Here is a 13,403-nt window from a genome sequence, read left to right as displayed (position 1 = left end):
GGCGCGGGATGGGCGGGCGTGACGGATTCGTTCCCGGCTTCTCAGTCGATGGCGTAGACCGACTGCAGCATCACGGCGGCGCGCCCGTTGCCGCCGGCACGTGCGGTGATTCGGTAGCGGCGGCAGTTCCGGGGGGCGTCCGGGCTGTCGCCGCAGGGGAATTCATTGCCGAGGTACTCCGCGAAGTACTGGGGCGTGACGGCGAGGGTGCCGCTGCCGACTGTGGTGGCGTCGCGCCAGCCGGTGAAGGCGGTGTCGGTCCAGCGCGGGGTGTCCTGCGGCGCGGGGATCGTGCAGGCACGCACGGAGGCGGGGGGCTGGGAGACATCGGTGCAGGCGGAGGCCGCGCCGGCTGTTGGCATGGGCTGGATGGCATCGACCAGCGCCTCGGCCTCGCGCAGCGCCGCCTCGGCGGCCTGGAAGGCGAGGCTGCGGTCCTGCGCGTAGCCGGCCATGCGCTCCTCCATCGCCCCCAGGCGCAGTGCGGCCAGCCCCAGCACCATCACGACGACCAGGATCACCAGGCCGACGACCAGGGCCAGGCCGCGGGACTGGCGGCGACGAGGGTGCCCCGCGGGCCTGCGCATGGCGTCAGCGGTCACGGTTTCGCAAGGTGGCGACGGAGACCAGCGTGCGCTCCAGCGGCTTGCCGCCGGCGCCGACCGCGTCCTCGCTGCGCAGGGTGAGCGTGATGCGCAGCGAGACGACGCGCTGGCTGTCCTGGCTCCAGCCGGCGGCGAAGCTCGCCGGCGGCGACCAGGCGGTGGCGAGTTCGCCATCCAGTTGGTCGTCCCGCGTGAGGGCCTCCACCTGCAGGTCTTCCACGCCGCGCGCGATCTCCTGGCTGCCTGCCACGGCGCTGCTGCCGCCTCCTGCGTTGAGGGCCATGCGGTACAGGGAGCGGGTGCCCTGGTCGTTCATGCCCACGAACCAGAACGATGGGTCCCAGCGGGCCAGCACGATCCCGCTCGCGGGCTCGAACTCGGCGTCGACCGGGTTCAGGCAGCCGGTGCCGACCGCGCCGAGGCGGTCTGTGCAGTTCCGGCCGGTGGCCTTGTGCTCCAGCGTGGCGCCCTGGGTGTTGACGGCGCTGGCCTGGAACAGCGCGCTGCGCCGGCCGTCGCAGGCCAGGATGATGTCGTTCGTGCGCAGGTCGCCCACGTCGGTGAGCGTGAATCGCCGGGCGGCGATGGCGTGGCCGGTGGCGCGCTGCACCAGGCCTGGGTCGTCGCTGGGGCGCATCAGCAGCAGTGCGCCGGTGCCCTTCAGGCGCTGGCCCGGTCCGGTGCCCCAGTCGGCGATGCCGGTGCTGGCCTGCGAGCCGCTCCACGCGCGTACCAGGCCGGCGTCGGTGTCGGCCCACCAGTCCATGGCGGGGCTGTTCACGGTGCGCAGGGTGTTGGCGTCCAGCCGGGTGCCGCAAGGCACCTGGCCCGCCTGGCGCGCCTCGCGCATCAGGCGGTCCAGCGCGAAGCGGCCGCCTTCCTGCAGGCGCGCCAGGCCCTCGTGGGTGCGGAACATGTCGCGGCTGGCGAGGTACAGGCCGATGACCCCGAGGAGCACGACCAGGCCCAGCACCAGGCTGACCAGCATTTCCACGAGGCTGAAGCCGCGCACGCGGCGAGGGGGAGTGGAGGGTGTCACAGGCGGGAGCTGACCGAGAGTTTCTGGGCGCCCAGGCCGCCGCCGAGGCGGTCGTCCCAGAGGACATCGACGGCGCAGACGGCGCTGGCCTCGCAGCGCACGAGCGCGCACGTGGTGGTGTCGCCGGACTGGCCCAGGTGGGCCTTGAGGGCGTCGAGCCAGGCTCGCAGGCTGTCGGCGGCGAAGGTGGTGCCCGCGATGTCGCTGCTCACGCAGGCCGGCTTCTCGAGGCTGGCGCCGAGGTCGTAGGCACCCGTGGCGGCGGAGGCCCGGTCGGCGCGCAGGATGTCGAGCAGGTGCTGAGCCATCACCACGCCCTGGGTGCGCTGCAAGCTGCTCACGTTGCCCTGGAGGCTGCGCGCCTGGAGCGCGGCCAGGCCCAGCATGCCGATGCTCAGGACCAGCACCGCGACGAGCACCTCGATGAGGCTGGCGCCGCGGTGCGCCCGGGTCCGGGGGCGGGAGGGGCGTACGGGCAGGTGCCTCATGGCCCCGGACAGGTCCCCTGGATGCCGGCGACGCGCTCGACGACGACGCGGCCGGTCTGCTGCATCACGAGCTGGCGGGCCCGTGCATCGTTGCCCAGGCCCGGGTCCGCGCTGCACACCCTCAGCGTGCCGTTGGCGCGCGCCCCGCCGGAGGGGACGAAGGTGACGCGATCGGTCAGGGTGCCGTTGCCCCGCACACGCAGGTCGGCATCGAGCGGGGAGACCTGGTAGGTGAGGGTCTCGGTGCCGCTGCGCGAGCCGTTGCCGTCGGCGTCGATGAAGGTGATCCAGCCGCTGCCCCAGTGGCGCTTGGCATCGGTGTCGCAGGTGGACTGGTCCTGGCTGCGGCATACGGTGACACGCCGGCCCAGGCGCACGGCCAGCGCGCGCGCCTGCATCAGGCTGCCCGTGAGCTCGCTGGTGGCGGACGACAGGCGCGCCGCGGCGAGCTGGGTGCGGAAGGAGGGGGCGGCGAGGGCGCCGAGGACGGCCAGGATCGCGATGGCGACGAGGGACTCGACGAGCGTCACGCCGCGCGTGGAGCGCAGGGCGCCGGCGCGTGGGGCTCGGGCGGTCGCAGTCGTGGACATGCCGCGACTATGCGAGGCGCCCTTCCGGGCTCACAGGGTGTGCCGACGAATGCAGGCGACGGCCGGGCGGCCGGGCCCGTCGCGGGCTTATCTGCGGACTTCGTCGACGAGGGTCTTGAACTCGTCGATGTCCTCGAAGCTGCGGTAGACGCTGGCGAAGCGCACGTACGCCACCTTGTCCAGCTTCTTGAGTTCTCGCATCACCAGCTCGCCGATGCGCGAGGAGGGGATCTCGCGCACGCCGAGGTTCAGGAGCTTTTCCTCGATGCGCTCGATCGCGGAGTCGACCTGCTCGGTGCTCACCGGCCGCTTGCGCAGGGCGAGGTTGAGGGAGTCGAGCAGCTTGGCCCGCTGGTACTCGATGCGCCGGCCGTCCTTCTTGACGACGGCCGGGAACGAGACGTCAGGCCGCTCGTAGGTGGTGAAGCGCTTCTCGCAATGGGCGCACTGGCGGCGCCGGCGCACGATGTCGCCGTCTTCGGCGACACGCGTTTCCACCACCTGGGTGTCGGCGTTGCCGCAGAAGGGGCATTTCATCGTGCCGCTGCCGCTTTAGCCGTAGACCGGGAAGCGGCGGGTCAGGGCGTTGACCTTCTCGCGCACCGCGGCGATGTTGGCCGGATCGCGCGGGTTGTCCAGCACGTCGGCGATCAGGTTAGCCGTGATGCGGGCTTCTTCTTCCTTGAAGCCACGGGTGGTCATGGCCGGGGTGCCGATGCGCACGCCGCTGGTCACGAACGGCTTCTCGGGGTCGTTCGGGATGGCGTTCTTGTTGATGGTCATGTGGGCGTCGCCCAGCACGGCCTCGGCTTCCTTGCCGGTGATGCCCTTGGCGCGCAGGTCGACCAGCATCACGTGGCTCTCGGTGCGGCCGCTGATGATGCGCAGGCCACGCTGGGTCAGGGTCTCGGCGACGACCTGGGCGTTCTTCACGACCTGCTGCTGGTAGGCCTTGAATTCGGGCGTCAGGGCTTCCTTGAAGGCCACCGCCTTGGCGGCGATCACATGCATCAGCGGGCCGCCCTGCAGGCCGGGGAAGATGGCGGAGTTGATCGCCTTCTCGTGCTCGGCCTTCATCAGGATGATGCCGCCGCGGGGGCCGCGCAGGCTCTTGTGGGTGGTGGAGGTCACCACGTCGGCGAAGGGCACCGGGTTGGGGTACACGCCCGCGGCGATCAGGCCGGCGTAGTGGGCCATGTCCACCATGAAGATGGCGCCGACTTCCTTGGCGATCTTGGCGAAGCGCTCGAAATCGATGCGCAGGGCGTAGGCGGAGGCGCCGGCCACGATCAGCTTGGGCTTGTGCTCGCGGGCCTTGGCTTCCATCGCGTCGTAGTCGATCTCTTCCTTCTCGTTCAGGCCGTAGGAGACGACGTTGAACCACTTGCCCGACATGTTCAGGGGCATGCCGTGGGTCAGGTGGCCGCCTTCGGCCAGGCTCATGCCCATGATGGTGTCGCCGGGCTTGAGGAAGGCCAGGAACACGGCCTCGTTGGCGGAGGCGCCGCAGTGCGGCTGCACGTTGGCGGCATCGGCGCCGAACAGCTGCTTGACGCGGTCGATCGCCAGTTGCTCGGCGATGTCCACGTACTCGCAGCCGCCGTAGTAGCGCTTGCCGGGGTAGCCCTCGGCGTACTTGTTGGTCAGCTGGGTGCCCTGGGCCGCCATGACGGCGGGGGAGGCGTAGTTCTCGCTGGCGATCAGCTCGATGTGCTCTTCCTGCCGACGGTTTTCGGCCTGGATCGCGGCGAACAGTTCAGGATCGGTTTGCTCGATGAGGGTATTGCGGTGGTACACGGCGGCAGTCCTTCGGTCTTTTCAGACGGTGGTCCCTGATGTCGAACAAGCGTCGAACAAGGGCTGCCCAGGCGAACGGCGGATCACCGGCACGGCCGGCGGTACGCTCCCCCGTGGTGTCCCACGTCGGCGCGTGCCGCCTGCTCGAGGCGGACGCGCCTATCGCCAGTCGCGTACGGGCGTAAGTGTATCCGAGGCCCGGGGGGCTTCAGGACAGGGCGAGGGCGGCGACGCGCGCCGGCCCGGTCTCGGGCTTGTTGGCGCGCAGGCCGGTGGGGGCGGAGTGCGGCACGTTCTGGCCGGCCGCGACCTGCTTGAGGCGCTGGTGCTCGGCCAGCACCTTGTCGGCGTAGCCGTTGTCGTCCTCGACGTTGGCGGCGCCCACGTAGTAGCGCAGGCCCGCCTCGAGCGAGCCGGCGCGCTGGATGCACTCCTGCAGCACCTTCACGCCCACGCGCAGGTTGGACACCGGGTCGAAGGCGGCGAGCTTGCCGCCGAACAGGCTGTACTTGTCGCTGTGGACCTTGGTCATCACCTGCATCAGCCCCTGGGCGCCCACCGGGCTCTGGGCGAACGGGTTGAAGCCGGATTCCACGGCCATCACGGCCAGGATCAGCGTCGGGTCGAGCTTGACCTTGGCGCCGACCTGGTAGGCCTCGGCGACCAGCGCGCTGATCGGCTCCGGCGCGACGCGGTACTTGCGGCTGAGCCAATGCGCCACGGCGGCCTGCTGCTTGGGCAGGTCGGCCGGATCGGTGGCGGTGGCGCGGTCGATCGCGGCCAGGTCGGCCTCGATGCCCAGCGCATCCGCCTGGCGGGCCTGGAGCCAGCCCATCAGGCGCGCCTCGCCGCTTTCGCGCAGGTCGGGGCGGACGGTGAGGGTGACGGTGGCGAACACGACGGCCAGGCCGACGAGGGCGAAGCTGTTGTGGGTGATTTCGAAAAAGCCCTGGGCGACGTCGGATGCGAAGACTCGCAAGCCCTGGACGATGTTCTCGAACGCTGTCATAGCACTTCCTTTCTACGCGGGGGACGGGCCGGAAAGACGCTGTGAGCGTCTGGCTCGGGCTCGTGCACCTCGTTTGGATTGGTACGCTGTCCGCGGCGACAGGCCTTGACAGGACTCTGCGGGGTTGCCGGGACTTGGCCGGGGTCGGCAGCGGGTTTCGGGAGTCCCTGTGACGTTTTACAGGAATGGGCGGATTCTAGGGGGCTCCTAATAACCGGTCAATATTAAGGGAATCGTTCTTTATTCCTCCCGGTTTGACTTCTTGGCCACCCATCCCGGGGCAATCGACGCGCCCGGAGCCATTGAAAACTCAAACTTGAACAGCTGGCGGCCGGCGGTTACGCTGACTTCGCTCGAGTGATTCGAGCATCCCGCTGGCGATGCCGCTTCGGTGGTCCGCCGGCCAACCCGGGAAGCAATCGTTGCTTCCGCTGCGGGCGGGACGAGAACCTCCCAACCGCGCCTGGCGCCGGACTTCGGGTCCGGGCCAAGCCCGGCAGATGGCTTCAGGCTTCTGCCGGGCTTTCTCTTTTCCGGGCCCCGTGGCGCGGGCCGCGCGCCAGCCGCCCGGTTTCGAGGGGACAATACGCGATTGCTTTCGAATCCCGGGCGCCCCGTGGCGCTCCAGAAGACACAGTGACCCAAGCCCCGACCCGACCCCACGATACCCAGGCCCTCGACACGCTCACCGGCGGCGCCTTCACGGCCGCGACCTCCGGCGAGCGCGCCGCGCGACTGCGCGAATGGCTGGCCAGCGAACCCGCCGTCGAGCAGATGCAGGAGGTCTACCGAGAACTCAGCAGCCGAGACAAGGGCGCGGCCCGCGTGCTGCGTGAGCGGCTGGACGAGATCAAGCGGGCCAAGGGGCAGGAAGCCATCGCGGCCGAGTGGGCCGAGAAGGCCCAGGCCCTGCTGGCCCAGGCCAAGCTGAACATCGCCGATGCGCTGGCCTGGCAGCGTGACGCCGCCAAGGCCGGCGCCCCCCTGAGCCGCGAGCCGCTGGCCGGCCTCAAGTCGCAGCTGGCCGAGCGCGTGAAGGGGGTCGAGGACCTCCAGCACCGCGTGCAGGTGCAGCGTGAGGCAGCCGTGCTGCTGGCCCAGCGCATCGAGGTGCTCTCCACCAAGTCCTGGCGCGACGCGCAGGCGGCGGCCGAGGCGCTGCGCGCCGACGTGCCGGTCTGGCAGCAGCAGGCCCAGGCCCTGGTCGAGGACCCGACCTGGCCCAGCGTCGACGCCCGTTTCCCGCCCCTGCTGGAGGCCTCGCGTGCCCAGCTGCAGGCGGTGTGGGAGGCTTTCGAGAGCGCCTTGGCCCAGGCTGGCGCGGCCGAGAACGATCCCGCCGCGCCGCTGCCGCCCGTGCCGGTGTGGGCCGATGAGCTGCGTGTGGCGCGCGGCCTGCCGGCCGAGCTGCCGGCCAAGCCGGCCCGCCCCAAGGTCGATCCCGAACTGCGTGCCAAGGCCAACGAGGCCGTGCGCGCGGCGCTGGCGAAGGTCGAGCAGGAAGTGGGCGAGGGCCATGGCAAGGCCAGTGCCGGCGCCGCCGCTGCACTGCGCAACGCGCTGAAGGAGTACGGCAAGCTGGTCGATGCCGACCTCGACCGCCAGGCCCACGGCGCCCTGGCGGCTGCCGGCGAGATGGAAGGCTGGCAGCGCTGGCGCACCGACCAGCTGCGCCAGGAGCTGGTGGCGAAGGCCGAGGACCTGTTCGAGCGCGTTGCCGCGCCGGCGCCGGCGACCGCACCCGCACCTACGCCCGTGCCTGCGCCCGCTGCGGACGAGGCAGCGGCTGAGGCCGCCGCACCCGCCGCCGAGGGCGAAGAGGCCGTGGCCGCCGCGGCTCCCGCGCCGGCTTCCGCCCCGGCGCCCGCCGCGACCCCGGCCGCCGTCGTCAAGAAGCCCCGCTTCGGCGGCCGCAAGATGCAGGAACAGCTGCGCAGCCTGCGCGAGCAGTGGAAGAAGCTGGACCAGGGCGGCGCCCCCAACCATGCCTTGTGGAAGCGCTTCGACGAGGCCTGCAATGAGGCCTACAAGGTGGTCGAGTCCTGGCTGGAGAAGGTCAAGTCCGAGGCCGCCGAGCACCGGGCTCGCCGCACGGCGCTGATCGAGGAGGTCCAGGCCTGGGCGGCTGCCCACCCGGCCCCCGCGAACAACGACTGGAAGAGCTTCGCCCGCGCGATCCACCAGTTCGAGAGCCGCTGGCGCGAGGCCGGCCACCTCAGCGAGAAGGCCTTCGCCGAAATGCAGCCGCTGTGGAAGGCCGCGATCCATGCGGCCGAGGCGCCGCTGGCCGCGGCCCAGAAGCAGAGCCTGGAGCGCCGCCACGCCATGATCGAGGAGGCCAAGGCGCTGGGCGCCGCGCCGTCCCTGCGCATCGACGCCGTCAAGGCGCTGCAGCAGCGCTGGCAGGCTGAAGCCCAGGCGGTGCCGCTGGACCGCAAGCACGAGCAGAAGCTGTGGGACGCGTTCCGCAAGCCGATCGACGAGGCCTTCCAGCGCAAGGGCGCCGAGCGTGACCGCGCGGCGTCCGCACTGAGCGACCGTGACCGCGTCGTGCTCGAGGCTTCCAAGGCCCTCGAGGCGGCCAACGCCTCCGGGGATGCCCAGCGCATCCGCGAAGCCATGACCGCCCTGGAAGCCGCCCTGAAGGGCCAGGCCCAGGCCCGTGCCGAGATGGCCCAGGCCAACGCGGCGGCCCAGGCGGCGCCCGCGGCGCCGGCCGGCGAAGCCGCAGCGGCCGATGCCACCGCGGCTGGTGCGCCTGCCGCCGATGCCGAGGCCCCGGCTGGCGAAGTCGCGGCTCCCGCGCCCGCGGCCAAGCCCGCGCCACGTCCCGTGGTGGCCATGCGCGGCGATGACCGCCCCGGCATGAAGAAGGCCGAGCCGGCCCCCGTGCGCGGCGGAAAGTTCGGTGACCGCAAGCCGGGCGGCCCGGGCCGTTTCGGTGAGGGCGGTGGTGACCGTGGCGACCGCGGCCGCGGCCGCTTCGGCGACCGTCCCGAGCGCGAGGACCGCGGCCCCCGCCTGGGCGACGTGGCCTTCCGCGCCCAGCGCGACGCCCTGGAGCATGCCCAGTCGGCCCTGCGCAAGCTGGCCGCCCAGGCCCACGGCGAGGCGCTGGCCCACCTGCTGTCCGCCTGGGAGCAGCGTGCCGGCGACCAGGTGCCCAGCGCCAGCGAGCTGGGCAAGTCCGTGCCGCCCGCCGTGCGTGGCGGTTGGGTGCAGGCCCTGCAGGCCAACCCCTCCGGTGACGCCGCCGAGGCGCTGCTGCGCCTGGAGATCGCCGCCGAGGTGCCTACGCCCGCCGAGCACCTGGCGGCCCGCCGCATGCTGCAGCTGCAACTGCTGACGCGCCGCAACGACCCGTCCCCGGCCCAGACCTGGGGCCAGGACGTGGCCCGCGTGCTGGCCAGCCCGCACCAGGCCCAGGCGGCCCGCCGCCTGCAGAATGCGCTCAAGGCGCTGATGCGCTGATGCGCTGATGCGCTGATGCGCCGGCGCGTCCTCGCGCTGCGGTGGAGCCCCGGGCAATCCCGGGGCTCAGTTTTTTGGGGCGCCGGCCGAAAGACGGGCTGGGGGCGTCGGCGAATTGCCGTGGCGCCCGGACTTCCTGGAGCCCGTCTCGATGCCCTCACATTCCCTGATCGTCTGGTCGTTGCGAGGCCTCGCCTCGGCGTGGCTGCTGGCGCCTGCGGGCCTCTACCTCCTCACCGGCCAGCCTGCGGCGCTTTCCGCGGTGGTGCTGGCCTTGCCGGCGGCCTGGGTGGCCAGCCGCTGGGGCCGGCTGGCGCGCGAACGCGACCAGGCCCAGGCCGTGGTCGACATCGTCCGCCAGGCCGCGCCGGCCCTGTCGCGTGCCTCGTTCGATGCGGCCCGCGCCGCCACCCGCTCGCACGAGGTGGCGGGCAGCACCGGCGAGGCCGCCGGCGGCGTCGGCCGCACCGCCGCGAGTTCGCGCGAGGCCGCAGCCTCGGTGCAGGCGGCCGCCAGCGCCGCGCAGCAGACGCTGACCGCCGCACGCAACACCTCCGAACGCCTGGGCCGCATTGGCGCCGAACTGGGCCAGGTGGCCGAGGGCTCGCGGCACGCGCAGCAGCGCGTGGGTGAGCTCGCGCAGGCCATCCGCGCGGTGGAGGCGGCGGCCGCGACCATCGAGAAGATCGCGGTGCAGACGCGCCTGCTGGCGTTGAACGCCACCATCGAGGCCGCCCATGCGGGTCCGGCCGGCAAGGGCTTCGCGGTGGTGGCCGCGGAGGTGCGCAAGCTGTCCGAGGAAGCTTCGGGCCGCGCCAGCGACATCAAGCGCGAGGTGGCCCAGATCATCACCCTCAATGGCGAAGCGGTGGCCGCCGTCGAAGGCATGGCCGCGACGACCGAGGCCACGACGCGTCAGGTCCAGGCCACGCTGGCCGAGGTCGCGGAGGCGGTGGCGGGGGTGTCGGCGGTGACCGAGCGCCTGCAGGGCGCGCAGCAGGTCTGCGAGGGCGCGGCCGGGGAGGCGATGGGCCTGTCCGGCCAGGCGCAGGCGCTGTCCGCGGACATGGGCGCGCTGGGCGACCTGTCGGCCGCCTCGGCGCGCGAGGTGGGCGAGTGCCTGGAGCAGCTCCTGGGCGGGTTGGCTGAGCAGGGGGTGGCCTGCGAGCACACCACGCGCAAGGGACAGGCCCTGGCGCTGGCGGCGCAGGCCGGCCGCGCCCTCGAGGCGATGCTCGATCGCGGCGAGGTCCAGGAGCAGGACCTGTTCGCGCCGCGCTACGTGGACATCCCCCGCACCCATCCCGTCAAGAAGACCACCGGCTGGGACAGCCTGTGCGACCAGGCCCTGCCCCCGCTGCAGGAGCCGCTGCTGGAGCAGGGCGCCGCCTATGCCATCGTGGTCAATGCCGACGGCTACTGCCCCACGCACAACGCGCGCTTCTCGAAGCCCCTGACCGGCGACGCCGCCACCGACCTGGCGAACAACCGCACGAAGCGCGTGTTCGACGATGCGGTGGGCAAGCGCTGCCCGAAGCACCAGGGCGTGCTGGTCCAGACCTACCTGCGCGACACGGGGCAGACCATGCACGACCTGTCGGTGCCGGTGTGGGTGCGCGGGCGCCACTGGGGCGCGGTGCGCGTGGGCTACCTCGCGGCGGAGTGAGCGCCGGTCAGGCGGCTGGCTTCGGGCCGAAGAAGCCGTCGAACAGCGGCACGAGCACCGGGAACTCCGTGGCAAAGCGCTCACGCTGGACGAAGTAGGCCTCGCAGGCGACGGCGAAGAACTCGTCGACCGACTGCGCGCCGTACGGGTCCAGCCAGGTCGGCTCGCCGCCAAAGCGCTCGGCGATGACCACGCGCTCGCGGAAGGCCTCGTACTCGGCCTGCATCACCGACAGCCAGGCCTGGCGCGCCGCCCGCGAGGGTAGGGGCGGGCAACCGTCGCTGGCCCCGTCGCGCATGTCCAGCTTGTGGACGAACTCGTGGACCACGACGTTGTAGCCGTCGTCGCGTCCCTGGCCGGCCTCGCGCACGTCGCGCCAGGACAGCATCACCGGCCCCCGCTCCATGGCCTCGCCGGCCAGGACCTCGTCCCAGTCGTGCACCACGCCGGCCTCGTCGACGGCGCTGCGGCGCGCCACCACCTCGTCGGGGTGGACCACGATGCCGACGAAGTCGTCGTACCAGCCGAGCCCCAGGTGCAGCACCGGCAGCACCGCCTGGGCGGCGATCGACAGGGCCAGGGCGTCGGTGATCACCAGGCCCTGGGCGCCGTGGAATTCCTTGTCCCGGAGGAAGCGCGCGGCCAGCTCGCGCAGGCGGGTGAGGTCCGCGGCCGGGCGCTGCGCGAGGAAGGGAAAGTCGGCGAGCACCTGCAGCCACAGGTCCTCGGGAATGGCCGGTGCGGTCCGCCGCCTGCGCCACCAGCCGAACATGCCGGGCTGCCTCCTCAGGCGAGCGCGATGCGCTCGCTACGCCCGTCCGCGTGCAGGCGCAGGGCCTCGGCGCGCGGCGTGCCCGCCTCCAGGTCCCAGTCGGAGAGCACGAGCCGGCGCAGCCCGCCCCCCAGGTCGTGGTCGGCGGGGCGGTGTGTGTGGCCATGGATCATCGCCGTGGCGCCGGCCGCGGCGAGCCAGGCCCGGGTGAGGTCGGTGTCGGCGTCGGCGTACTCGGTGGTCACCGCGTGGCGGGCCTGGCTGGCGTCGCGCAGCTGGCGCGCCACGGCCTCGCGTTCGGCCAGGGGGCGGGCCAGGAAGGCCTCGATCCACTGCGGCGTGCGCACCTGGGCGCGAAAGCGCAGGTACTCGGTGTCCGCCAGGCACAGCGCGTCGCCATGCGAGAGCAGGTAGCGGCGGCCGCCGAAATCCAGCACCGCCGGGTCCTGCAGCAGCCGGAAGCCGCAGCGGCGCGCCAGCGCCTCGCCGACCAGGAAGTCGCGGTTGCCGTGCAGCAGGAACATCGGCCGGCGCGCCGCAGCCTCCTGCAGCACCCGGGCGCAGTCGGCGGCGAAGCTCGGCACCAGGGCCGCGTCGTCACCGACCCAGGCCTCGAACAGGTCGCCGAGGATGAACACCGCATCGGCGGGCGTGCCCGCCAGGTAGTCGCGCCAGGCCGCGAAGGTGGCCGGCTGCGAGGGCTGCAGGTGCAGGTCGGAAATGAAATCGGCGCAGGCCCAGGAGGCCGGCGCCGACATCTCGTCGAAGGAGGGCGCGGTCGCCGTGCCCACCGCGGATCAGGCCTCGACGGCCTTCTCGATCACCACGGACTCCTTCGGCACGTCCTGGTGGAAGCCCTTGCTGCCGGTCTTCACGCGCTCGAGCTTGTCGACGATCTCGGCGCCCGAGACCACCTTGCCGAACACGGCGTAGCCCCAGCCCTGGGCGGTGGGCGACTTGAAGTTCAGGAAGTCGTTGTCGGTGGCGTTGATGAAGAACTGCGCGGTGGCCGAGTGCGGGTCGCTGGTGCGGGCCATGGCGATCGTGTACTTGTTGTTCTTCAGGCCGTTGTCGGCCTCGTTCTTGATCGGCGCGTCGGTGGGCTTCTGGTTCATGTCGGCGTCGAAGCCGCCGCCCTGGATCATGAAGCTGGGGATGATGCGGTGGAAGATGGTGCCGTCGTAGTGGCCCTTCTTCACATAGGACAGGAAGTTGGCGGTCGACACCGGCGCCTTCTCGGCGTCGAGTTCGAGGGTGATGACGCCGTGGCCGGCGATGTGCAGTTCGACCTTGGGATTGCTCATGGTGGTGTCCTGTGGGCTGTTGTTCGAGGGGGTTACTTGACCAGCGTGGCCGAGTTGATGACCACGGGGGTCCTCGGCACGTCGGAGGGGAAGGGGCCGCCCGGGCCGGTGGGCAGGGCCTTGATGCGGTTCACGATGTCCATGCCGCTGACGACCTTGCCGAAGGCCACGTAGCCGTAGCCCCGCGCGGTGGGCGCGGTGTGGTCCAGGAAGGCGTTGTCCTTCACGTTGATGAAGAACTGCGCGGAGGCGGAGTTCGGGTCCATGGTGCGGGCCATGGCGATGGTGCCCACGGTGTTGCGCGGGCCGCCGGCGGCCAGGGCCTCGGCGCCTTCGTGCGGGATCGGCGCGCGGGTGGGCTTTTGCGCGTAGCGCGTGTCGTAGCCGCCACCCTGGATCATGAAGTTGTCGATGACGCGGTGGAAGATGGTGCCGTCGTAGTGGCCGTCCCGCACGTATTGCAGGAAGTTGGCCACGGTCTTCGGCGCCTTGTCGGGGTAGACCTCGACGACGATGTCGCCCTGGCTGGTGGCCAGGCGCACGCGCGGCGCGTCCTGGGCGAGGGCGGGCAGGGCGGGGGCCAGCGCCAGGGCGGTGAGCCAGGTGGCGGCGAAGCGGCAGGCCGTGCGGCGGGCGGTGCGGATCATGCGTGGGTTCCTTGG

General features: G+C 72.0%; 13 protein-coding genes and 1 riboswitch. Of the genes, 2 read left to right on the top strand and 11 right to left on the bottom strand.

The features are described 5' to 3' along the window. Nucleotides 1-41: 41 nt before the first annotated feature. From ACFQZY_RS01385 to ACFQZY_RS01355, 7 genes are all read right to left on the bottom strand, one after another. Nucleotides 42-602, bottom strand: a complete 561-nt coding sequence (locus ACFQZY_RS01385; protein WP_377411697.1) for a PilX N-terminal domain-containing pilus assembly protein — start codon at nt 600-602, stop codon at nt 42-44. Continuing rightward, nucleotides 592-1,617 carry a PilW family protein gene (locus ACFQZY_RS01380; protein WP_377411695.1) on the bottom strand — a complete coding sequence of 342 codons (1,026 nt, stop codon included), beginning with the start codon at nt 1,615-1,617 and terminating at the stop codon, nt 592-594. The genes ACFQZY_RS01385 and ACFQZY_RS01380 overlap by 11 nt, the downstream gene beginning before the upstream one ends. Nucleotides 1,618-1,640: 23 nt before the next feature. Beyond that, on the bottom strand, nt 1,641-2,132 hold the full coding sequence (gene pilV / locus ACFQZY_RS01375; RefSeq protein ID WP_377411693.1) for a type IV pilus modification protein PilV: 492 nt from the start codon (nt 2,130-2,132) through the stop codon (nt 1,641-1,643). After that, nucleotides 2,129-2,722, bottom strand: coding sequence for a GspH/FimT family pseudopilin (locus ACFQZY_RS01370; protein ID WP_377411691.1), 594 nt, complete (start codon nt 2,720-2,722; stop codon nt 2,129-2,131). Before ACFQZY_RS01370 ends, pilV begins: the two co-directional genes overlap by 4 nt. An 87-nt stretch (nt 2,723-2,809) precedes the next feature. Further along, entirely contained in the window at nt 2,810-3,259 is a 450-nt protein-coding gene (nrdR, locus tag ACFQZY_RS01365) for a transcriptional regulator NrdR (protein ID WP_377411689.1), read from the bottom strand. A 15-nt stretch (nt 3,260-3,274) separates the two neighbouring features. Beyond that, on the bottom strand, nt 3,275-4,519 hold the full coding sequence (glyA, locus tag ACFQZY_RS01360; RefSeq protein WP_377411687.1) for a serine hydroxymethyltransferase: 1,245 nt from the start codon (nt 4,517-4,519) through the stop codon (nt 3,275-3,277). Between the two features lie 58 nt (nt 4,520-4,577). Next, a riboswitch (ZMP/ZTP riboswitch) is annotated at nt 4,578-4,702 on the bottom strand. A 25-nt stretch (nt 4,703-4,727) separates the two neighbouring features. Then, entirely contained in the window at nt 4,728-5,528 is an 801-nt protein-coding gene (locus ACFQZY_RS01355; RefSeq protein ID WP_377411685.1) for a lytic transglycosylase domain-containing protein, read from the bottom strand. A gap of 636 nt (nt 5,529-6,164) precedes the next feature. Here ACFQZY_RS01355 and ACFQZY_RS01350 point away from each other — a divergent pair. Together ACFQZY_RS01350 and ACFQZY_RS01345 are read left to right on the top strand one after the other, a co-directional pair. Then, a complete protein-coding gene (locus ACFQZY_RS01350) occupies nt 6,165-8,999 on the top strand; it encodes a DUF349 domain-containing protein (protein ID WP_377411683.1) in 2,835 nt (944 codons plus the stop codon). Between the two features lie 151 nt (nt 9,000-9,150). After that, nucleotides 9,151-10,665: a methyl-accepting chemotaxis protein gene (locus tag ACFQZY_RS01345; protein WP_377411681.1), complete on the top strand. Its 1,515-nt coding sequence runs from the start codon at nt 9,151-9,153 to the stop codon at nt 10,663-10,665. 7 nt (nt 10,666-10,672) lie between these two features. On the opposite strand, the gene ACFQZY_RS01340 is transcribed toward ACFQZY_RS01345, so the two are convergent. Genes ACFQZY_RS01340 through ACFQZY_RS01325 form a run of 4 tightly spaced genes read right to left on the bottom strand, consistent with a single transcriptional unit; the run spans nt 10,673 to nt 13,388 of the window. After that, on the bottom strand, nt 10,673-11,437 hold the full coding sequence (locus ACFQZY_RS01340; RefSeq protein WP_377411679.1) for a zinc-dependent peptidase: 765 nt from the start codon (nt 11,435-11,437) through the stop codon (nt 10,673-10,675). A 14-nt stretch (nt 11,438-11,451) separates the two neighbouring features. Further along, complete coding sequence (locus ACFQZY_RS01335) at nt 11,452-12,228, bottom strand: UDP-2,3-diacylglucosamine diphosphatase (protein ID WP_377411677.1); 777 nt, start codon at nt 12,226-12,228, stop codon at nt 11,452-11,454. 6 nt (nt 12,229-12,234) lie between these two features. Next, on the bottom strand, nt 12,235-12,741 hold the full coding sequence (locus ACFQZY_RS01330) for a peptidylprolyl isomerase (protein ID WP_377411675.1): 507 nt from the start codon (nt 12,739-12,741) through the stop codon (nt 12,235-12,237). A gap of 32 nt (nt 12,742-12,773) precedes the next feature. After that, on the bottom strand, nt 12,774-13,388 hold the full coding sequence (locus ACFQZY_RS01325) for a peptidylprolyl isomerase (RefSeq protein WP_377411673.1): 615 nt from the start codon (nt 13,386-13,388) through the stop codon (nt 12,774-12,776). Nucleotides 13,389-13,403 lie beyond the last annotated feature (15 nt).

The sequence above is a fragment of the Ramlibacter sp. GCM10027632 genome (assembly GCF_042675325.1).
Classification (GTDB): domain Bacteria; phylum Pseudomonadota; class Gammaproteobacteria; order Burkholderiales; family Burkholderiaceae_C; genus Ramlibacter.
The sequence above is the reverse complement of the archived record's forward strand: the minus strand, read 5'-3'. Positions and strand labels throughout refer to the sequence as shown.